The sequence below is a fragment of the Mycoplasmopsis maculosa genome (assembly GCF_900660665.1).
Lineage (GTDB): Bacteria > Bacillota_I > Bacilli_A > Mycoplasmatales > Metamycoplasmataceae > Mycoplasmopsis > Mycoplasmopsis maculosa.
Window position 1 is genome coordinate 23,039 of the sequence record NZ_LR215037.1, and the last position, 22,759, is coordinate 45,797.

A 22,759-nucleotide genomic window follows, 5' to 3' on the forward strand; every position below is an offset into this window, starting at 1 on the left:
AATGTCTCGTGTTGGAAATAGAGTTTTATCAATTCCTGCAGGTGTTACTTTAACACTTAACGGTACATTACTAACTGTTCAAGGTCCATTAGGAACACTTGAAAGAGAATTCAGTCCACTTGTTTCAATAAAAATTGAAAACAATCAAGTAACAACAATTCGTGCCAATGAAGAAAAACATACAAAACAATTACACGGTACAACAAATGCTGTGATAGGAAACATGATTCAAGGTGTTTCAAAAGGTTTCAAAAAAGAATTAGTAATCAAAGGTGTTGGTTACAAAATGACATTAAAAGGTACACAAGTAGAAATAGCTGCTGGGTACTCACATTTAGTTTATATAGATATTCCAGCTGGTGTTAAAGTTGAATTACCTAAAGCTACAGAAATGACAGTTACAGGTATTAACAATGAATTAGTTGGTCAATTTGCTGCAGTTGTTCGTCAAGTAAGAAAACCAAATCCTTATTCAGGTAAAGGTATTGCATATAAAGATGAAGTTATCCGTCGTAAAGAAGGAAAAACTGCTTCTAAGTAGTTGGTTAGGAAAGGATTATAAGTTATGGCAAAATTATCTCGTAACGAAGCACGTAAAGTTAAACACTTACGTGAACGTCAAAAAATTAGCGGAACAGCTAATAAACCACGTTTATCAGTTTTCAAATCACTTCAAAACTTTTATGCACAATTAATTGATGATACAACAGGAAGAACTTTAGCTAGTGTTTCAACATTAGAAGAAGGAAAATACAAAGGTTCTGTTGCAGCTGCAGCAGAATTAGGAAAATTAATGGGTGAAAAGATCTCAAAATTAAAAATTACTGAATTAGTATTTGACCGTTCAGGTTACGTATATCATGGACGTGTTAAAGCTTTCGCAGAAGCAGTAAGAGAACATGCTAAAGGAGTTAAATTCTAATATGGCAGAAGAAATGAAAAAAGAAAGCGCTGCTGCTACAAAAGAAGTTGCAGCTCCTAAAAAAGTTATTAAAAATAATAAAGAACAAATTTGAGAGAAAAAAACTCAAGGAACAAAACCAACTCGTAAAGCAGACAGAAAAGAGTCAAGAGATCGTCGTGGTCAATTTGGCGAACAAAATAACGATTTTACAGAAAAAGTTGTTACAATTAGCCGTGTTACAAAAGTTGTTAAAGGTGGACGTAGATTCTCATTTGCAGCATTTGTTGTAGTTGGTGATAAAAAAGGTCATGTAGGATTTGGACATGGTAAAGCAAATGAAGTTCCAGATGCTATCAAAAAAGCAGTTAAAGATGCTAAAAATCACCTTATTACAGTTCCAATTCAAAATAAAATTACAGTTCCTCACGAAATTCACGCTAAATTTTTAGCTTCACGTGTTATGTTGAAACCTGCACCAAAAGGTAAAGGTATTGTTGCTTCAAGTACAGTTCGTGCTGTTGTTGAATTAGCTGGTTATACAGATATTTATACAAAAACATATGGTTCACGTTCAAAAGCTAATATTGTTAGAGCTACTTTAAAAGCTTTATTAGCTTTAAGAAAACCTGAAGAAATTGCTTCAATTCGTGATAAAGATGTTAAAGATCTTTTAGGATAATTTAATTTAAAATATTTTAAGGAGACATTAATATGCAATTACATGAATTAAAATCAACACCAGGTTCTCGTAAAGAAAAACACCGTGTTGGTCGTGGACACGCAGCTGGTAAAGGTAAACAAGCTGGTAAAGGTCAATCAGGTCAAAATAAACGTCACGGACACAGATTAGGATTTGAAGGTGGTCAGACACCTTGATTCAGAAGAATCGGTAAACGTGGATTTACAAATGTTAACCATGTTGAATATCAAGTTATTAATTTAGCAGATTTAGAAGCAACTTTTAAAACAAACGACACAATTAATGTTGAGTCATTATTTGCAGCTAATCTAATCAAAAGAAATAAACCAGTTAAATTATTAGGAAACGGTAAATTAACTAAAAAATTAAATGTAACTCTACATGCTGCTTCAAAAACAGCTATTGATGCTATTGAAGCAAATGGTGGAAAATTCGAAACTTTATAATAATATAATAAAATTGAGATAAAAAAAATAAGCACTTTCAATGTGCTTATTTTTTTAAAGTTTTAAATTTTTTCCTAAAGATAAAATAACAGGATTATCAAACTTATTATTTCTAATATCTTCATATTTAAAATAAGTATATTCTAAATCAAAAGTTTTATTATCTCTAATATTAAAAATCAATTTAGAACCTATAGGATATTTCTCTATAACATCTCTATTAGAATCTAATTCTATTTCTAAATAAGATAAAATACTTGCTATATTTGTATCATGACCAACAAGTAAAGTTAATTCTTTATCATTGTTAAATTCATTTTTTAATAATTTAATAACATTTTTTTCACTTTCTTCTAATAATTTTTTATTTGCATAAACTAAATCAATTATTTGGTCTTTTGCTTTTGAAATAATTTTAAGATCGTTTAAAAAATTTTTACTATTAGGAATTATTTTATCTGTATCAAAATTTAAAAAATATTTAACTTGCAATAGATCGCTAAAAGTTGAACAAATACCTAAAGGCCCAGTTGGATAATTTCTTTCTAATCCTTCAATAATATTAAATTCTGTTTTTTTATTTAATAATATTCCTTTTTCTAAATTAAATCTTTCTTCAACCAAAGAATATAATTCTTTATTTTTTAAATCAATATCTGCTAATATATTACTGTTTATGTATTTTTTATCAGTATAGTTTAATGAAAAATAAGGATCTTCACTTTTTAAGTTTTCATCACTTACAATTACATTATTTTTTATATGCGGAAACAAACCTAAAGATAGTAATTGTGCAGTTTCAAAAGTTCTATATGTACTATTTGCTTTAGCTATAAAACTTTCTCTTCCACTTAAATTTAAATAATTTCGTAAAAATTGTCCAAAAGCAAATTCTGCTCTTTCACATTTTTCTGTTAATAAAACAAGTTCAGGATTTTTATATTCTCATTGCATAAGATCCTTGTTAAATGCTTTTATACTTCTTTCTTTAGTAAAAAAAGGATATCTTATTCCATGTCTACTAAATATTATTTTTTTCATATTAAGTACTCCTAATTTATTTATATATATTATTATAAGTACTTTTTTTAACAAAAAATTATATTGTGCAAAAAAATAAATAATTTTCTTTTTTTTATTTAAAAATATATTATTATTCTTATATCACCTAATTAAAAATAACATGATTTGTTTATTAATTTTTGTAGGTGAATATAACAAGTTTAAAAAAATAAAAAAATATTTCTTTTTATAAAAAAATTGTTATATAATAATTGAGCTATTTATTTAGCAGATGTTCTTTGAAAACTAGATATATAAACATGACAGTCAATTTTTTCGAGAGTTTGATCCTGGCTCAGGATGAACGCTGGCTGTGTGCCTAATACATGCATGTCGAGCGAAGGTAGCAATACCTTAGCGGCGAATGGGTGAGTAACACGTACTCAACGTACCTTTTAGATTGGGATAGCTAACGGAAACGTTGGATAATACCAAATACTTATTAGTTTCGCATGAAACTAATATAAAAGGAGCCTTTAAAGCTCCGCTGAAAGATCGGGGTGCGCAACATTAGCTAGTTGGTGAGGTAACGGCCCACCAAGGCGATGATGTTTAGCGGGGTTGAGAGACTGAACCGCCACACTGGGACTGAGATACGGCCCAGACTCCTACGGGAGGCAGCAGTAGGGAATATTCCACAATGAGCGAAAGCTTGATGGAGCGACACAGCGTGCAGGATGAAGGTCCTATGGATTGTAAACTGCTGTGGTAAGGGAAGAAAAAGTAACTTAGGAAATGAAGTTACCTTGACGGTACCTTATTAGAAAGCAACGGCTAACTATGTGCCAGCAGCCGCGGTAATACATAGGTTGCAAGCGTTATCCGAAATTATTGGGCGTAAAGCGTCTGTAGGTTGTTTGTTAAGTCTGGCGTCAAATTTTGGGGCTCAACCCCAAACCGCGTTGGATACTGGCAGACTAGAGTTATGTAGAGGTTAGCGGAATTCCTTGTGAAGCGGTGAAATGCGTAGATATAAGGAAGAACACCATTATGGCGAAGGCGGCTAACTGGGCATACACTGACACTGAGAGACGAAAGCGTGGGGAGCAAACAGGATTAGATACCCTGGTAGTCCACGCCCTAAACGATGATCATTAGCTGATGGAGAATTCGTCGGCGCAGCTAACGCATTAAATGATCCGCCTGAGTAGTACGTTCGCAAGAATAAAACTTAAAGGAATTGACGGGGATCCGCACAAGCGGTGGAGCATGTGGTTTAATTTGAAGATACGCGTAGAACCTTACCCACTCTTGACATCTTCTGCAAAGCTATAGAGATATAGTGGAGGTTAACAGAATGACAGATGGTGCATGGTTGTCGTCAGCTCGTGTCGTGAGATGTTCGGTTAAGTCCTGCAACGAGCGCAACCCTTATCCTTAGTTACTACCATTAAGTTGAGGACTCTAAGGAGACTGCCGGAGTAATCCGGAGGAAGGTGGGGACGACGTCAAATCATCATGCCTCTTACGAGTGGGGCTACACACGTGCTACAATGGACAGTACAAAGAGAAGCAAAATGGTGACATCAAGCAAACCTCAAAAAACTGTTCTCAGTTCGGATTGAAGTCTGCAACTCGACTTCATGAAGTTGGAATCGCTAGTAATCGTAGATCAGCTACGCTACGGTGAATACGTTCTCGGGTCTTGTACACACCGCCCGTCAAACCATGGGAGCTGGTAATGCCCGAAGTCGGTTTATAAAGAAACTGCCTAAGGCAGGACTGGTGACTGGGGTTAAGTCGTAACAAGGTATCCCTACGAGAACGTGGGGATGGATTACCTCCTTTCTACGGAGTACAAAAGACTAATTAGAAAATTAATTAGTATCTAACCTACTTAAAAAATCAGACCTGTTATTACAATATATATTTATGTCATGTGGCTTTTTACAAGGTCGAAGTCTTATATCTAGTTTTGAGAGAATATCTCTCATTTGTTCTTTGAAAACTGAATAGTAAATTTTTTGATATTTACAACGACATCTAAATAAATTAATTTGGTTAATTTGTTTTGATTCATCGAGTAATCATTTAAATATGATTCATTGAAATGTCTTAAAATACACATCTGTAACAATCAATAGGAAAATACAAATATACTTTTAAATAAGTAAGAGTTTGTGGTGGATGCCTTGGGTCTGAAAGTCGATGAAGGACGTGATTACCTGCGATAAGCCTCGTGGAGCTGGAAATGCGCATTGAAACGGGGATTTCCGAATGGGGAAACCTAGCTAGAGTAATGTCTAGTTGCTTATTTCTGAATACATAGGAAATAATGTGAGACACCATGTGAACTGAAACATCTTAGTAGCATGAGGAAAAGAAAATAAATAATGATTTCTTCAGTAGCGGCGAGCGAACGAGAAAGAGCCCAAACCACATTTAGTGGGGTTGTAGGACAGTCTACATAGAGTTACAAAATTTAATGATAGCAGAAGCTTTTGGGAAAAAGCGGCACAGAAGGTGATACCCCTGTACGCGAAATCATTAAATCTCTTGACTGTATCCTGAGTAGGGCGGGGCACGTGAAACCCTGTCTGAATCTGCCGGGACCACCCGGTAAGGCTAAATACTAATCAGACACCGATAGTGAACTAGTACCGTGAGGGAAAGGTGAAAAGAACCCCGAGAGGGGAGTGAAATAGATTCTGAAACCACTTACTTACAATTAGTCAGAGGCCATTAATGGCTGATGGCGTACATCTTGCAGTATGGACCGGCGAGTTACTTTAACATGCGAGGTTAAGCGGAAAAAAGCGGAGCCGTAGAGAAATCGAGTCTTAATAGGGCGAATTAGTATGTTGAAGTACACCCGAAACCATGTGACCTATTCATGAGCAGGCTGAAGCTTGGTTAACCCCAAGTGGAGGGCCGAACCGTAGTACGCTGAAAAGTGCCCGGATGACTTGTGAATAGCGGAGAAATTCCAATCGAACTTGGAGATAGCTGGTTCTCCTCGAAATAGCTTTAGGGCTAGCGTGTGATGTTAAGTTTTGGTGGTAGAGCACTGAATATGTGATGGCCTCGCCTAGAGGTACTGAATATAATCAAACTCCGAATACCATTATGTATTATCATGCAGTCGGAACCGGGGTGCTAACGTCCCGGCTCGCGAGGGCAACAACCCAGATCGTCGGCTAAGGTCCCAAAATAGTGTTAAGTCAGAAAGGTTGTGAGATTTCATAAACAACTAGGAAGTTGGCTCAGAAGCAGCCATCTTTTAAAGAGTGCGTAATAGCTCACTAGTCAAGAGGTCTTGCGCCAATAATTTAACGGGAGTTAAACACTATACCGAAGCCACGGGTACGAAAGTACGTTAGAGGAGCGTTCTTAGAGCAACGAAGTCAGACCGTGAGGACTGGTGGAGCGCTAAGAAGTGAGAATGCCGGTATGAGTAACGATTCGTAGTGAGAATCTACGACGCCTATTGGGGAAGGTTTCCTGGGCAAGGTTCGTCCACCCAGGGTTAGTCAGGGCCTAAGGCGAGGCTGAAAAGCGTAGTCGATGGACAACAGGTTAATATTCCTGTACTTTCTATAAATGTGATGGAGTGACGGAGAAGGATAGTTTTACCTATTATTGGATTTAGGGGTAAACTTCTACTGGTGATTGTAGGCAAATCCGCAATCTATAACTGGGAGGAGTGATGCATAGGCGCAAGCTGAATTAGATGATTTCATGCTTCCAAGAAAAGCTTCTAAACTTTAAATTTATGGAAACCTGTACCGAGAACGGACACACGTCCCCAAGATGAGTATTCTAAGGCGAGCGAGAAAACTAGTGTTAAGGAACTCTGCAAAATGACCCCGTAAGTTCGCAAGAAGGGGCACCCATAGCAATATGGGTCACAGTAAATTATGAGGGGCAACTGTTTATCAAAAACACAGCTCTCTGCTAAACCGCAAGGTGATGTATAGGGGGTGAAGCCTGCCCAGTGCCCGAAGGTTAAGTGGATGCGTTAGCTTATGCGAAGCGTTGAAATGAAGCCCGGGTGAACGGCGGCCGTAACTATAACGGTCCTAAGGTAGCGAAATTCCTTGTCGGCTAAATACTGACCTGCACGAAAGGCGCAATGATCTCTCAACTGTCTCAACACTAGACTCGGTGAAATTATGGTCCCAGTGAAAACGCTGGGTACCCGCATCAAGACGAAAAGACCCCATGGAGCTTTACTACATCTTCGTATTGAAATTTGGCCTAACATGTGTAGGATAGGTGGGAGACTATGAGACTAGGACGCCAGTTCTAGAGGAGTCATCCTTGAAATACCACCCTTGTTATGTTGAGTTTCTAACCTGCCATCATAATCAGGTGGGGGGACAGTGCGTGGAGGGTAGTTTGACTGGGGCGGTCGCCTCCTAAAGAGTAACGGAGGCGTTCAAAGGTACACTCAATACGGTCAGAAACCGTATGCAGAGCGCAAAGGTAGAAGTGTGCTTGACTGTGAGACTTACAAGTCGAGCAGGTGCGAAAGCAGGACTTAGTGATCCGGCTGTACATTGTGGAATGGCAGTCGCTCAACGGATAAAAGTTACCCTGGGGATAACAGGCTTATCTTGCCCAAGAGATCACATCGACGGCAAGGTTTGGCACCTCGATGTCGGCTCATCGCATCCTGGAGCTGGAGTCGGTTCCAAGGGTTTGGCTGTTCGCCAATTAAAGCGGTACGCGAGCTGGGTTCAAAACGTCGTGAGACAGTTTGGTCCCTATCTGATGTGGGCGTTGGAATATTGATGAGAGCCGCTCTTAGTACGAGAGGACCGGAGTGGACGTACCGCTGGTGTTCCAGTTGTTCCGCCAGGAGCATAGCTGGGTAGCTAAGTACGGAAAGGATAACCGCTGAAAGCATCTAAGTGGGAAGCCTCCTCAGAGATAAGTATTCCCTTGAAATTCCTTATAGACTATGAGGTTGATAGGCTGGATGTGTAAGCACAGTAATGTGTTGAGCTGACCAGTACTAATAAATTGATAGGTTTAAAAGTATTGATGTGTTATTATAAGACATTTCAATGAAACATAGGTATATCATTACTATTCAGTTTTCAGAGAACATGCCCAAGTGGGCTTTTTTTATTTTTTAAAGATAAATCTAAATACAAGCATTAAAAGTTGTACTAAATGCTTGTTTTTTTTTTTTTTTTTGATTTAATAAAAGAAAGGAGAAAAATGACTAGTGAAAAAAAGATTTACGCTGATAATAAAAATATTCTTAATTTATTTGAAGGATTAGGAAAATCGTATTTTTTGATCCCTGATTATCAAAGACCTTATAATTGAAAAGAAGATGAAATAATAACATTACTCAATGATTTATGAGAGTATTACAATTTAAATAATGAAAATAATAATTACGATCCTTATTTTTTAGGAAATATTGTTATTTTTAAAAATACTAACAGTGAATATGAAATAATTGATGGTCAACAAAGAATAACAACTATATCGTTATTAATAAGAGCTATATATTCAAAATTAGAAGAAAATAGAGATAATAACAATAGAGATGTTACTATTTTAAAACAAAAATTAGAAACTATTTTATGACAGCAAGAAACTTTATCATATAATCCAGATTATTCTAAATTTAAACTTTATTCAAAAGTAATAAATGATAAAAATAAAATTATTTTTGAACAAATTTTAACAACTGGTTTATTTAATGAAAAATTAAAAGATAATTATTCAACAAATTACAGAATTATTTTAGATTTTATAGAAGAAAAATCAAAGGAGTTAACAACTGGTATTATAAATTTTTATAGATTTATGATTGAAAAAGTTATAATTTTAAGTATAGAATTGAATAATTTTAATACTGCTTTAAATATATTTTCAACCCTAAATAATAGAGGTTTACAATTATCTGATTCAGATATTTTTAAGGCTACAATATATTCGAAAATTAAAAATGAAAAAGAAAAAGATGAATTTATTAACAAATGAAAATTATTAGAATTACAAATAAATGAAAATAACGAAACAATGCAAAAAATATTTACTTATTATATGTTCTATTTAAGATCATTAGATAATGACACTTCTTCAACAACTCCCAAGACAAGAGATTATTTTTTAAAAAAAGAAGGTTCAATAGTTATTGAAAGACCTAATGAGCTTTTAGATCAATTGTCAAAAATAAATGATTTTATGGGTGTTGTTAATAAAAGAAATACTATTGAAGATCAAGAATGGAGTCAAAATATTAGTATTATTCAAAAAATAGATATTATAAAATCCTATCCTAATGAATTTTGAAAATATCCAGTAATTAATTATTATTTATCACATTATCAAAAAGATAACTTTATTTATTATTTTGATTTCTTTCTTAAAAAGATGATTACTTCATTAATAATAAAATATATTGAAATACCTTCTATAAATGGTATTAAAAACGGAATTTTACAAGTAAATGCTGATTCTATTACCAGAATGAAGCCAAAAATTGACTTAAAAAGAAAAATAAATGATGAAACACTAAAAAATGAAATATTAGAACCTCATCCTAATATCGTAAAAATGATTCTAAAATTAATTTCATACAATCAAAATGATGAAAAATCATTATTACCAGAAAAATGAGAAATAGAACATATATTACCTAGAAATTGAGAAAAAATATATGAATCAAACGAAGATAAAGAATTTATTTATAAAAAAATTGAACAAATAGGTAATAAAATTCCATTAGAGAAAAAAGCTAATATTTTATCAGGCGACAAATTTTTAAAAAAGAAATTAGAAGAATATAAAAAATCAAATATTAAAATAGTTCAATTATTCATTATGGCGCATAATAATAAAATTTATTGAGGAATCGACGATATTGAAAAAAGAAATAAATTATTAATAGAAGAAATTTTTAATTTATTTCAAACCTGAAATAAAGAATACAACAATTTAGAGGAGAAATAAAATGAAAAAAAACATTATAGTATTTCTATTAACTATTATAGTATTATTATTTCTTACTTCAGAAGCAATGTATATTGTTTCATTAATGCTTAGTATGGAAAAAAATGGAGATTCAATAAATATGCAAATTAATTCTATTTTTATTACTATTTGTTTAACAATAGGAATAATAACTCATATTTTATCTTTTGTTTTTTCTCTTGTATTAACAATAAAAGAGAAAAAATTTTGAATACTTTTATCTATCGGTACATTTTTTGGCCCACTTGGCCCACTTGTACTTTTCATAGGTATAATTTTTTCAGGATTATATTATAAAAATTTAAAGAAACTTATATCAAAAAAAGCAGTTTTATCAGAAAAAATTGAAAAAATATACGACAAAGAAAAACAAGAAGAATTATCAATATTGCTTAAAAAAACAAAAAATGAAAAAGAATTAGAAAAAATTAATGAGACTATAAATGAAATTATTTTAAATCAATAAAATATTTATTTTTAAAAAATCATTTGTTTTTAAATTAGCAAATGATTTTTTTATTGTTAATTTTATCTATTATTAAATTAGTGACAAAAATAGTATATTATTATATAATATAAATATATTTTAATAATACGAAATTAATAAAAATACGAAGGGTTAATAATGAAAAATATTTTTAAGGATTTTGGGCAGAAAACGAGAATTTTCTTTCAAAAATTTAGTAATAAATCAAAAGAATTTTGAACTAATCATGATTTATTGAAAAAATTCTTTATTACAATTTTCTTAATTTGTATTTATTTAGTTTGTACATCAATTAAATCACCTTTTGTAAGAATAGATAATCCTAATGTTATTAATGATGATACTTTTTTAGGTACTCTTAATTTAATAGGCGGTGGAGGCCTTAGACAATTTTCACTTGTTGCTATTGGTATAAGTCCTTTTATTAATGCTAGTTTGATAATGTCGCTGTTACAGACTAAAATATTTCCACCTATTTATAAATTAACACAAGCAGGTCCTGAAGGTCGTAAAAAGATAAATATAATAACTAGAATATTAACCGTTATTATAGCTATACCTCAAGCATTGACATTAACATTAGCTTTGACTAGACCTATAAACCAAGGTGGTAGTCCTTTTATACAAATTGAGACATATGGTATGAATGAAAATTTAGTGACTTATTTTCTATTACCATTGATATTAGTGGGTGGCTCTTTATTTGCTTTATTTATTTCAGAAGAAATAACAAATAAAGGAATAGGTAATGGTACTTCTTTAATTATTTTTGTAGGTATCGCTTTTCAATTGCCACAACAATTTCAAAGTGCATTTACATATTATGTTACAAATTTAGATAATTCAAGCATAATAATAGGTGTTTTAAAATTTTTAACTTACTTAATTGTTTATTTAGCTTTAATTTTTTTAATAGCGGTTGTTTATAATGCTGAAAGACATGTACCTATTCAACAAATAGGAGCTGGAAGAAGTAAAAAAATTAGTGAAATGGGTAAATTACCTATCAAGTTAAATCCTTCCGGTGTTATGCCTATGATTTTCGCTTCATTATTTTTATCACTACCTGTTTTAATTTCTAGAGTTTTACCATGAGGAAATTCTGTTAGAGTTTGAATAGAAAGTTATTTAGGTTTTGATAAACCATTAGGTTTAAGTTTATTAGTTTTATTTACTTTCTTTTTTTCATATATAATGGGTCTACAACAATCAAAAGTAGATAAAATTAGTGAAGATTTTGCGAAAAATTCAACATTTATACCTGGAATTAACCCTGGCGAAGACACAGAAAATTATTTAGTAGGAATTATATTACGTCTTTCAACTTTTAGTGCTTTCTATTTAGTTTTAATGGTTTCTTTCCAATATTTAATGATTATTACTTTAAATGTTCCTGCAGTTATAGCTTTTGGAGGAACAGGGATGATGATTTTAGTAAGTGTAGCGCTCGAAACTATACAACAATATATGGTTCGTCGTAAGACTGCAAAATTATCTAAACAAAAACGTATTTCTAGAATGGTATCAGAACGTATAGCTGAAAGTAAAAAAGCTGATATTTTTGAAAATAAATTCAATAGTAAAACAAATAATTCAAATGAGGATGGTTTATTATGATAGACAATAAAGCAAAAAGAAACATAGTTTTTATGGGTCCTCCTGGTGTAGGTAAGGGTACAGTAGCTGCTATAATTGCTGAAGAAACTGGATTAATTCATTTATCAACAGGAAATATTTTTAGAGAAGAAATTGCTTCAAAAAGTGATTTAGGACTAAAAGTAACACAAATTGTTGAAAGTGGTGGTTATGTGCCTGATGAAATAACAAATGAAATTGTACTTAAGAAAATTAAATCTCTACAAAAAGAAAACTTAGGTGTTATTTTAGATGGATATCCAAGAACTATAGCTCAAGGTCAATTTCTTGATAATATAGATGGATTTGAATATGCTATTGTTGAGTTATATGCTCCAGAAGAACTAATTTTAAAAAGATTAAGTGGTAGAAGAAGTTGCCCAAAATGTAAATCAAGTTATCATATTGAATTTATGCCAAGTGCAAAAGGTGATAGATGCGAAAAAGACGACGAATTACTAATAACAAGAGCAGATGATTCTATTGAAAATATAAAAAACAGACAAGCTATTTATAAAAATCAAACAGAACCTTTATTTGCATATTATAAAGAAAAAATTAATATATTTGACGCATCTGGCACACCTGAAGATATAGCAAAACAAATTATAAAAGAAGTCATTGTAAAATAACTTCTTTTGTTGCTTTATTTATTAAAAAAATAACTAAAATATGATAAAATAGAAAGAACTAATTATGATAACTATTAAAAGTGAAAGAGAAATAGAATTAATTAGTAAAAGTTGTTCTATCCTGGCGGAAGTCAAGGCTGTCTTATATGATTTTATAAGACCAGGTATTTCATTAAAAGAATTGGATTTAATCGCTTTTAATGAAATAATAAAAAGAGGTGCAAAACCAGCTTTTAAAGGTTTATATGGTTTTCCAGCTACAGCATGCATCTCTGTTAATCAAGAATTAATCCATGGTATACCAAGTAATTACATAATCAAAAATGGAGATATTGTCAAAATAGATCTAGGATGTGATTATAAAGGATACAAAAGCGATAGTGCTTTTACAAAAGGTGTAGGAAATATATCTGAAACTGATAAATTGATAATCGATGTTGCTAAAAGAAGTTTTGAAGCAGGTTTAAAAGCTATTAAACCTGGAGCTAGAGTAGGTGATATTAGTGCAGCTATTGGAAAAGTGATTCGCGAAAATAATTTATACACACCAATTGAATATTGTGGACATGGCATAGGTAAAGAATTACATGAAGACCCATATGTTTACAATGATGGAAAAGCAGGAACCGGACCACTATTGAAAGATGGTATGGTTATTTGTATTGAACCAATGATTTTGCAAGATAGCCCAAAAGTTAAGGTTCTAAAAGATAAATGAACAGTAGTTTCTAGAGATGGAAAAAATACATCTCATTATGAACACACAGTTTTAATTAAAAATGGAAAAGGTATTGTACTTACGAAAGGAATCTAGATGGCAAAAGATGCTATTAAGATGAAAGCCGTTGTCAAAGAAGCTTATTCTTCTGATGAATATTCAGTAGAATTAGAAAACGGCATGGTTATTAAAGCTCATATTTCTGGAAAAATGCGTGTAAATCATATTCGTATTTTACCAGGCGATGAGGTTGACGTTGAATTAAGTCCTTATAATTTACAATTAGGACGTATTACATACCGTCATAAATAATTAAGGAGTTAACTATGAAAGTTAGAGCAAGTGTAAAAAGAATGTGCAAGGATTGTAGAATTATTAAACGTAAAGGAATTATCAGAGTTATTTGTCAAATACCAAAACATAAACAAAGACAAGGATAGGAATATATAAATGGCTAGAATTTTAAATATTGAAATACCAAACAATAAACGTGTAGTTATTTCATTAACATACATTTATGGTATTGGTTTAACAACAGCACAAGAAATTTGTAAAAAAGCAAATATTGATGAAAATATCAGAGTTAAAGATTTATCAGAAGAACAATTAAGTAAAATTCGTGAAATTGCAAAAGATTATCAAACAGAAGGTGATTTACGTAGAGAAGTTCAATTAAACATTAAACGTTTAATGGAAATTAAATGCTACCGTGGAATTAGACACCGTAAAGGTTTACCAGTTAGAGGACAAAGTACACAAAGTAATGCTCGTACAAGAAAAGGTCCTAGAAAAACTGTTGCAGGTAAAAAATCTAAATAGTTAGGAGTAAATAATGGCTAAAAAAATTAAGAGAAAAAATATTACAAATGGTGTTGCCCACATTCACTCAACTAACCAAAACACAATTGTTACTTTTGCTGATGAATTAGGGAATGTTATTGCATGAAGTTCATCTGGTGCTATTGGTTACAAAGGTACAAAGAAAAAAACACCTTATGCAGCTGGTTTAGCAGCTCAAGCAGCTAGTGAAGCAGCTAAAGAACACGGAATTAAAAGTGTTCGTGTTGAATTAAAAGGATTAGGTGCTGGTAAAGATGCAGCTCGTAAACAAATTGAAGTTTCAGGAATTACAGTTACTGAAATTAAAGATGTTACACCTACACCTCACAATGGTACAAGACCACCAAAACGTGTTCTTAAACGTGAAAAAGCAAGATCATAAGAAGGAGTGTTAATACTATGGAAAAAATGTCTAAATTAGATTATCTACAAGTAAAAACCTCTTTAGTAAATAATAATGCTAATGAAGTAACTTTTACATTAAGTCCTCTTGAAAGAGGGTTTGGTAACACATTAGCAGTTTCATTAAGAAGAATATTATTATCTAATATAACTTCTTTAGCATTGTTTGCAATTAAAATTAATGGTGTTGATCATGAATTCAGAACAGTGCCAGGCATTGTAGAAGATGTAACACAATTAATTATGAACTTAAGAAAAGTTAAATTTCAATATAATCCAGAATTTATAAGAGATGACGAAATTATTAGAGTTTCTTTAAATTCTGATACACCTGGAACAATAACTTCAAGACATCTTGAATTTGATAATCCAAATATTGAAATCGTTAATAAAACTTTAGAAATAGCTACTTTAAATCCAAAATCAAATATAAGTTTAGAAATGTTTTTAAGACCAGGTAGAGGATTTGTTTCAAACGAAGAAAATAAAAAATTTATTTTAGATCCTCAAGTATCATCAAAAATGGAATCAAAAATTCAAAAAGGCTTATTTATAGCTACAGATAGTAATTTTGGACCTGTTGAAAATGTAAAATATGAAATTTTTGATATGAACACATCAAGTCCAAAAATTCAAGAAAAACTAGAATTTACAATTAGAACAGACGGTACAGTAAGTCCTAAGGATGCTTTAAAACAAGCATCAGAAATTTTAATTGCTCATTTCCAAATTATTGGTGATGTAGAAAATATGAAACTTAATGTATTTGAAGAAGAAAAAATTCAAAAAGAAGAAACAACTGAAAATGACATTGATATTAATCAATTAGGATTATCAGTTCGTTCATTAAATGCTCTTAAGAAAATTAATAAAACTAAAATTAGTCAAATTGCAGCAATGACATTAGAAGAATTAGAACAAACCAAAAATTTAGGTAAGAAATCTCTTGACGAAATTCAAGAAGTTTTAAAAAATAATGGTTATTCTTTAAGTAAAGGAGATGAATAATGGCTAACCCAACACAAATTTATAGTCGTGATTCAAAATGACGTAAAGGCGTTATGAGAACATTAGTAAGTGAATTATTTGCACATGGTCGTATAACAACAACTTTAACACGTGCTAAAGAATTACGTCGTCACGCAGAAAAATTAATTACAAAGGCAAAAAACCCTACATTAGCAAATCGTCGTTTAGTTGCTAGTTTCTTACGTCCAACAACAGTTGAAGAAAATAAAGATGTTTTAAAACACTTATTTGAAACAATTGCACCATCATATGCAAAAAGAAATGGTGGTTATACAAGAATCTACAAATTAGTATCACGTTCAGGTGATAACGCACCTATGGCTATTATTGAATTAGTTAAATAAATTCTGTATTTTATACCTTTTATACATTTAATAATAAAAGTCGTTTTAATTTTACGACTTTTTTTATTATTTACATCTCTAATTACACTTTTATATAAAAACATATGAATAATAAAAATAAATATTTATTTACCTATAAAAAAGGGATATATATTAAAATGATTTTTACAAAAACATTTATTTTTTAGACTACTAACACATTATTTTTTTAACAAATTATAATGTATATAATATATAATTTATAATTATGATTAAAGTTGAAAATTTAGTATTTAAGTATCCAAATAGTCAAAACAATGCAATAGATGAATTAAATTTAAATATTGAAAAAGGAAAATATGTTGCTATTTTAGGGCACAACGGATCTGGGAAAAGTACTTTTAGTAAATTATTAGTTGCTTTATATAAACCTAATAGCGGCACCATTACAATTGATAATATTACAATAAGTAAAAAAACTATTAGGGATATTAGAAAAAAAATTGGAATTATTTTCCAAAACCCAGATAATCAATTTATTGGCGCATCAGTTGAAGATGATATTGCTTTTGGTTTAGAAAATAAAAAAATACCAAGAAAAGATATGAAACCAATTATTGAAAAACTTTCTAATGATGTAGGGATGAATAAATATCTTGATAAAGCCCCACAATTTTTATCTGGTGGGCAAAAACAAAGAGTTGCAATAGCAAGTGTTTTAGCATTAGATCCTGAAGTTATAATTTTTGATGAAGTAACATCAATGTTAGATCCTTTAGGAAAAAGAAAAGTTTTGGAAATAATACATGAAGTTCAGAAAACTAAAGAAAAAACTTTAATTTCAATAACACATGATATGGATGAAGCAATTTTAGCTGATTATTGTTTAGTCTTTTCAAAAGGTAAAATAATAGCTTCTGGCTCTCCAAAAGACATATTAAATAATCAAGAAATAATAGATTTAGCTAAAATTGATTCACCATTTATATATAAATTAAGTTCAAAGATAAAAGGTATAACACCTACTTATAATGAAAAGGAGTTTATAGAAGAATTATGCAAATAAAAGTAAAAGATTTAGTGCATACTTTTGCACGTAAAACTCCTTTGGAACATAAAGCTATTGATAATATAAATTGTAATATTGAACAAGGCGAGTTTATAGGTATTATCGGACAAACAGGTTCAGGAAAAACTACGTTTGTTGAACACCTAAATGCATTATTATTGCCATATCAAGGAAGCGTAGAATGAATTTTTCAAGATGAAAAAATGAATAAAAAAAATAAAGTAAAAGAAAAATTTATTCAAAATATAGTTTCAAGATACAAAAAAAACGGGAAACTCAAACAAGTTAAAGATGTTAGAAAAAGAGTAGGTGTAGTTTTTCAATTTGCTGAATATCAACTTTTTGAAGAAACAATAGAAGCTGATATAGCTTTCGGACCTAGAAGTTTCGGGATACCAAAAAAAGAAGCTTTTGCAAAAGCTAAGGAATATCTTGAATTAGTAGGTTTAGATGAATCTTATTTAAAAAAATCTCCTTTTGATCTTTCAGGTGGCCAAAAAAGAAGAGTAGCTATTGCTGGTATTTTAGCTATGGAACCTGATGTATTAATAGCTGATGAACCAACAGCTGGTCTTGATCCTGTTGGAGTTGTTGAAATTTTAAAAATATTTCAAAAGCTTAATGAAAAAGGAAAAACTGTAATTATAGTTACTCATGATTTAGATAATGTATTAGATGTGACTAAACGTATTTTAATTTTTAAAGATGGAAAAATTGTTAAAGACGGACCAACATATGAAACGTTAAAAGATACTGAATTTTTAGAAAAAAATAATATGGAACCTCCAAAATTATTAGCATTTGTTTCAAAATTAGAAGAAAAAGGGATTAATGTACCTAAAGTTACAAATTTAGAGCAATTAGCAGCTTTTTTAAATGAATATATGGCTAACAAGAAAAAAAGGGGATTAGATGAATAATTATAGTCGTTATATGATGAATAATACTTTTGTTCATAAATTAGATCCACGTATTAAAATAGTATCAACAATAATTTATATTGTATTGGCCTTTATAGTGACACACTTTATTACAATAGCTATTTTATTGATTCCGTTAGTTGTCTTATATATAATTGCAACTCATAAAATTAAACCACTTTTAAAATTAATGATTATGCCTCTATTAATTGGTTTCTTTTTATTTTTTGTAAATATATATACTATGAAAGTTGAAATGTATGATAATGCTGGAAAATTAACAAAAGCTTATCAAGAACTTAAACAATATTATCCTTTGCCGTTGCATTTAGGCGGTTCATATTTTATTACTTATGAAATAATTGCTAGAACATTAGGTCTTGTGGCAAGAGTTTATATTATGATTATGGCTACTACCTTAATGGTAAATACAACTAAACCAACTTTATTATCAAAAGCTCTTGAAGATTTATTGTTACCACTTAAATTATTGTTTATACCAACTCATATAATTGTAATGATAATTTATATTGCTCTTCGTTTTATACCTACTTTATTAGACGAAGCAAATAGAATAATGAAAGCACAATCAAGTAGGGGTGTCGATTTTAAAAACGGTAAACTAAAAGATAAAATTAAATCATTTACAACATTAATTATTCCACTTTTTGTTACAGCTTTTGCAAAAGCGGAAGATTTATCAAATGCAATGGAAACAAGAGGTTATGACCCATATGCTAAGAGAACTCATTATAGAATAATTATTCCAACTTGAAGAGATGCTATAATATCATTAATTGTTATTGGTTTAATTGTTTATGTTGCTTTATTACATAATAATATTATTAATTTACCAAATTGATACATTATAACTAACTTTAATTATTAAAACGAAATTAAATATCTTGTGTTTTAACAAGATATTTTTTTAAAAAATATCTTATTTTGATATTATTATATTGTAAATAATTGACAGAGGTATTTGCATATATAGCAAATTGAGAAATACTCTTTGAGCTGATCAGGTTGAAACCTGCGTAGTAAGATCAATTAAACTGATATTACTATTAATCTTTCTCTGTCCAGAAAGGTTTTTTATTTTTATGAAAAAAAATTTTATATTTAACACAACATCTACTATGATGATGTTAACAACTACTTCATTTATAGCTGCAAGTTGTTCAACATTAAAAGATGAAAAGAAACAACAAAGTATTACATTGTACTTTGGCAATAGCGAAAGTGATAAGACTGAAATTAAAAAATTGGAAGAATTTTTAAATTCAGAATTAATAAAAAATAACTATTCTAATATCACCGTTAAAATTGAAAATACACCAGATAAAGATTCTGTTTTAATTGATAATATTTTAAAAAATAACAATAATGCTATAGGTTTTCTTTCAGTAGGAGATTATTTTTTAAGATATGAAGAACTAAAATTAAGTTCTAAATTATTTTTAAGAACATTAACTAGAGCATTTAAACATGTAAATGAAAACAACGAATATGCTTTTAAACAAGCTGAATTACAAAATAATATCTTTAATGGATTAGCGTCTGAAGAAAATATTAATAATGGCTCATATGAAAGATGAAATAATGATCTATTATTTAAAAATTATATTTATGAAAACGTATATTCAGAACCAAATGATTATGTTGATAGTCAAAGAGGTCAAATTTGATTATATGGCGATGAAGCAACAAGAAATGCAATTAAAGAGGCTTGAAAAAATAAAGATTTTAATAAATTTATGAGTTTTGGAATAATTCATGGTTCAAAAGATAGTTCTTCAAAATGAATTTTACCTAAACATCTATTAAAAACTCATTTTGAAGAAGCGTTTAAAAATAAACAATTGGATCAATATTTAATAGATAATAGTGATAAATTCGCTGATCAAAAAGCTTATAAAATAACTGATTTTGAAAAATCAAATAATACATTCCATATAGCTTTTGATAATGAAGCTCCTTATGCTTATACAAAAAATACTAAGAAAAGATATATTCCAAAAGATAATAATAAATTTGAAATTTTTGTAGTAACAGAATCAGTGCCTTATAATTTAGGAGTAGCAAGTAATACAATAAGCAATGAAGTTTTAAATGTTATACAAAATTCTTTTTTACAATTATCTAATATTAAAGGAAATAATAATATAGGTGATAGTTTAGGTTTTAATGCATACAAAAAAACAATTGAAAATGAAGATAATATAATTATAGAAAAAATGAAAAAATTAGGTTATTAATGAAATTAGAATTAAAAAATATTGAAATATGTTATGAGAAAAACATTGTATTAAAAAATGTTAATTTAATTTTACAAAAAGGGCATTTTTATGGACTTTTTGGTAAAAGTGGATCTGGAAAAACAACTCTATTAAAATCTATTTTAAATCATGATTTTATACAAAATGGTGAAATAAAATATAATAATGAAGATATTATTGTGAATAATAATTCAAAGTATCAAAAAAGGATAATAAAAAATAATTTTAATAAATTTAAAAACAATATAGGTTTTTTATTTCAAGAAAACAATTTATTGAATACGTACGATGTTTATGATAATGTAAGACTTTTAAGTGAAAATATTTTTAAAAATAAGTTTTTTAAAATATTGAGAATATTAACTAAAAAAAATAAAAGTGATCTTATAGAAAAATTAAATATTTTAGAAATTGAAGATAAAATTTTTACTCCTGTATCAGAATTATCAGGAGGACAAAGAAGAAAGGTTGAATTAGCAATTTTTTTAATGGATAATAAAAAAATAATATTTGCTGATGAACCTACAACAGGTTTAGACACAAAAAATGCGAAGCTTGTTTTTAAATTATTAAAAGACTACGCAATAAATAATGAAGCTATTGTTTTGTGTTCAATACATGATATAGAAAATTCTTTAGATTATATTGATGAAGCTATTTTTATAAAAAATAAAAAGGTTTTTGAAAATATAAATTTGAAAAATCTAACTAAAGAGGAAATAAATGAATTCTACGATTAATTATTCATTTAAAAATAAAAATTACTATAAAAAAGTTTCTTTTAGTATTATTAAATACATTTTTATTTGTTTATTTTTAATATTTGTTGCTTATTCATTTTTTACTTTAAATTTTCAACTTTCTTCAAACGGTTTGAGTTTATTTTTATTAAGAATTAAAAAAATATTTTCTTTTGAACAAAATAATAATTATGAAAATTATATTTTTACTACATTTAAATTTACTTTAAAAACAGTTCAGTATACTTCTTTAGGAACGTTAATAGGATTTTTATTTGCTATTTTAACAGCATTTTTAAGTTCAAAAACTTTTCATAAAAATTTATTATTAGTTTATTTAATAAAAGTTTTTGTTCTTATATTAAGATCTATACCTGTTCTTGTAGTTCTTGAAATATTAAGAAATGGATTTGGTGATATTTTACAAGCTACATTAGTATTAAGTTGATTTACCTGATTATGAGCCCATAAATATTTAGAGGATATATTTGAAAATAGTGATTATAATACTTTTAAAAATAATATTTTTTTAGGAAAAAATAAATGAATTTCATTTTTTAAAAATGTAAATAATAGCTATAAAAACAAAATAATAGTTTTATTTTTATATTCATTTGAATCAAATATAAGATGAACCTCAATATTAAGTTCTGCTGGATTATTTGGATTAGGTTATTTTTTGCAAGGAAAAAATACACTAGATTATAAATATATAGGTATTCCATTACTTTGACTAACTATTACTTTATTGATAAATGAACTTATAGGAATTTTTTTAAATAAAATTATATTTTTTCAAAAAGCATTAGATAAAAAAACAAAGTTTTCAAAAAGAATATTTTTAAGACCTACTTTATACTTTTGAATATTATCTATTATATATTTATCATTGGCTATTTCTGTTTTATTTATAATTAATTACAAAGATATAAATATTAATTTATTTTATAGTACTTTTGGTAAATATTTAGATATAGATTTTATATATATTAAAGAAAATATTTATAAACTTTTTATTAGTGTATATGATATTTTAAAAATAAGTTCTATTGCTATATTTATTTCATATTTATTAAGTTTATTTATAGCTTATTTGGGAAATAATATAATTGGTAATAAATATAATATTTTGTTGATTAAATTATTTCTTTTAATTTGTAGAATAATTCCTTCTGTAATAGTATTTATTTTATTTAATATGTTTTTTAATAGATTTGAAATACCTATATTAATAGTTATGATTTTTAGTTCTACTAGAGCAATGGCTAAGTTTTTTATTGAAAGTTTAAATAGTGTTTATTCAGTAGGTTTATCAAATATGATTAAAACAAAATATTTTTCAAAAACTAAAATATTTTTTAAGTATATTTTACCTAATGCAAAAAATGAAATAATAAGTTTTGCTTTTTATAGATTTGAGAATGTATTTAGATCAATGATAAGCTTTGGAGCTTTATCAACAATTGGAATAGGTTATATTTTAAGCAATGTAGCTAATTTAAAAATTGAAGAAGCAGATAGTAGAGTTAGTGCAATAAGTTTTGTTATAATGATATTTATTATTTTAATAGAGTTAATCAATATTTTTTATAAGATTTTTTATGACAAAAGAACTTTTAAGAAGAAATAAATAAAAA

The 22,759-nt window shown here is 29.0% G+C and carries 22 protein-coding genes and 2 rRNA genes; 23 read left to right on the forward strand and 1 reads right to left on the reverse strand.

Annotated features, from left to right (window positions below; translation table 4 throughout):
• The first annotated feature begins 1 nt into the window (after position 1).
• The 4 genes from rplF to rplO are packed head-to-tail and all read left to right on the forward strand — an operon-like array spanning position 2 to position 2,050.
• Entirely contained in the window at positions 2–541 is a 540-nt protein-coding gene (gene rplF / locus EXC47_RS00155) for a 50S ribosomal protein L6 (protein WP_129645961.1), read from the forward strand.
• 24 nt (positions 542–565) lie between these two features.
• Positions 566–922 (forward strand): 50S ribosomal protein L18, encoded by a 357-nt coding sequence (gene rplR, locus EXC47_RS00160; RefSeq protein WP_129645963.1) that lies wholly within the window; start codon positions 566–568, stop codon positions 920–922.
• Position 923: 1 nt separating this feature from the next.
• Positions 924–1,583 (forward strand): 30S ribosomal protein S5, encoded by a 660-nt coding sequence (gene rpsE, locus EXC47_RS00165; protein ID WP_408634255.1) that lies wholly within the window; start codon positions 924–926, stop codon positions 1,581–1,583.
• 32 nt (positions 1,584–1,615) lie between these two features.
• The gene (rplO, locus tag EXC47_RS00170) at positions 1,616–2,050 is read left to right on the forward strand and encodes a 50S ribosomal protein L15 (protein ID WP_129645965.1); all 435 of its coding nucleotides are present in this window, start codon (positions 1,616–1,618) and stop codon (positions 2,048–2,050) included.
• Between the two features lie 54 nt (positions 2,051–2,104).
• Here the strand turns inward: rplO and EXC47_RS00175 are convergent, their stop codons facing one another.
• Positions 2,105–3,091 carry a histidine phosphatase family protein gene (locus tag EXC47_RS00175; RefSeq protein ID WP_129645967.1) on the reverse strand — a complete coding sequence of 329 codons (987 nt, stop codon included), beginning with the start codon at positions 3,089–3,091 and terminating at the stop codon, positions 2,105–2,107.
• A gap of 293 nt (positions 3,092–3,384) precedes the next feature.
• Between EXC47_RS00175 and EXC47_RS00180 the strand changes: the two genes are divergently transcribed.
• From EXC47_RS00180 to EXC47_RS00270, 19 genes are all read left to right on the forward strand, one after another.
• A 16S ribosomal RNA gene (locus EXC47_RS00180) occupies positions 3,385–4,900 on the forward strand.
• Positions 4,901–5,212: 312 nt separating this feature from the next.
• A 23S ribosomal RNA gene (locus tag EXC47_RS00185) occupies positions 5,213–8,094 on the forward strand.
• Together the 16S and 23S rRNA genes form the textbook arrangement of a ribosomal RNA operon.
• Before the next feature lie 184 nt (positions 8,095–8,278).
• Complete coding sequence (locus EXC47_RS00190; protein ID WP_165255909.1) at positions 8,279–10,027, forward strand: DUF262 domain-containing protein; 1,749 nt, start codon at positions 8,279–8,281, stop codon at positions 10,025–10,027.
• 1 nt (position 10,028) lies between these two features.
• Positions 10,029–10,514, forward strand: coding sequence for a hypothetical protein (locus EXC47_RS00195; protein WP_129645971.1), 486 nt, complete (start codon positions 10,029–10,031; stop codon positions 10,512–10,514).
• Between the two features lie 159 nt (positions 10,515–10,673).
• A complete protein-coding gene (gene secY, locus EXC47_RS00200; protein WP_129645973.1) occupies positions 10,674–12,155 on the forward strand; it encodes a preprotein translocase subunit SecY in 1,482 nt (493 codons plus the stop codon).
• Positions 12,149–12,802, forward strand: a complete 654-nt coding sequence (locus EXC47_RS00205) for an adenylate kinase family protein (RefSeq protein WP_129645975.1) — start codon at positions 12,149–12,151, stop codon at positions 12,800–12,802. Before secY ends, EXC47_RS00205 begins: the two co-directional genes overlap by 7 nt.
• Before the next feature lie 64 nt (positions 12,803–12,866).
• Positions 12,867–13,616: a type I methionyl aminopeptidase gene (gene map, locus EXC47_RS00210; RefSeq protein WP_129645977.1), complete on the forward strand. Its 750-nt coding sequence runs from the start codon at positions 12,867–12,869 to the stop codon at positions 13,614–13,616.
• Positions 13,617–13,832, forward strand: coding sequence for a translation initiation factor IF-1 (infA, locus tag EXC47_RS00215; protein WP_129645979.1), 216 nt, complete (start codon positions 13,617–13,619; stop codon positions 13,830–13,832).
• 14 nt (positions 13,833–13,846) lie between these two features.
• Entirely contained in the window at positions 13,847–13,960 is a 114-nt protein-coding gene (gene rpmJ, locus EXC47_RS00220; protein WP_129645981.1) for a 50S ribosomal protein L36, read from the forward strand.
• Positions 13,961–13,970: 10 nt separating this feature from the next.
• A complete protein-coding gene (gene rpsM / locus EXC47_RS00225) occupies positions 13,971–14,339 on the forward strand; it encodes a 30S ribosomal protein S13 (protein WP_129645983.1) in 369 nt (122 codons plus the stop codon).
• Positions 14,340–14,352: 13 nt separating this feature from the next.
• Positions 14,353–14,742: a 30S ribosomal protein S11 gene (rpsK, locus tag EXC47_RS00230; protein WP_129645985.1), complete on the forward strand. Its 390-nt coding sequence runs from the start codon at positions 14,353–14,355 to the stop codon at positions 14,740–14,742.
• Between the two features lie 17 nt (positions 14,743–14,759).
• The gene (locus EXC47_RS00235) at positions 14,760–15,770 is read left to right on the forward strand and encodes a DNA-directed RNA polymerase subunit alpha (protein WP_129645987.1); all 1,011 of its coding nucleotides are present in this window, start codon (positions 14,760–14,762) and stop codon (positions 15,768–15,770) included.
• Complete coding sequence (rplQ, locus tag EXC47_RS00240) at positions 15,770–16,135, forward strand: 50S ribosomal protein L17 (RefSeq protein ID WP_129645990.1); 366 nt, start codon at positions 15,770–15,772, stop codon at positions 16,133–16,135. Before EXC47_RS00235 ends, rplQ begins: the two co-directional genes overlap by 1 nt.
• A gap of 247 nt (positions 16,136–16,382) precedes the next feature.
• Entirely contained in the window at positions 16,383–17,180 is a 798-nt protein-coding gene (locus EXC47_RS00245) for an energy-coupling factor transporter ATPase (RefSeq protein WP_129645992.1), read from the forward strand.
• Positions 17,171–18,103, forward strand: coding sequence for an energy-coupling factor transporter ATPase (locus EXC47_RS00250; RefSeq protein WP_129645994.1), 933 nt, complete (start codon positions 17,171–17,173; stop codon positions 18,101–18,103). The genes EXC47_RS00245 and EXC47_RS00250 overlap by 10 nt, the downstream gene beginning before the upstream one ends.
• A complete protein-coding gene (locus tag EXC47_RS00255; RefSeq protein WP_129645996.1) occupies positions 18,096–18,992 on the forward strand; it encodes an energy-coupling factor transporter transmembrane component T family protein in 897 nt (298 codons plus the stop codon). The genes EXC47_RS00250 and EXC47_RS00255 overlap by 8 nt, the downstream gene beginning before the upstream one ends.
• Positions 18,993–19,206: 214 nt before the next feature.
• The gene (gene cypl, locus EXC47_RS00260; protein WP_129645998.1) at positions 19,207–20,361 is read left to right on the forward strand and encodes an ABC transporter thiamine pyrophosphate-binding lipoprotein p37/Cypl; all 1,155 of its coding nucleotides are present in this window, start codon (positions 19,207–19,209) and stop codon (positions 20,359–20,361) included.
• Positions 20,361–21,122, forward strand: a complete 762-nt coding sequence (locus tag EXC47_RS00265) for an ATP-binding cassette domain-containing protein (RefSeq protein WP_129646000.1) — start codon at positions 20,361–20,363, stop codon at positions 21,120–21,122. The genes cypl and EXC47_RS00265 overlap by 1 nt, the downstream gene beginning before the upstream one ends.
• Entirely contained in the window at positions 21,106–22,752 is a 1,647-nt protein-coding gene (locus EXC47_RS00270; RefSeq protein WP_129646002.1) for an ABC transporter permease subunit, read from the forward strand. The genes EXC47_RS00265 and EXC47_RS00270 overlap by 17 nt, the downstream gene beginning before the upstream one ends.
• The last annotated feature ends 7 nt before the right edge of the window (positions 22,753–22,759 follow it).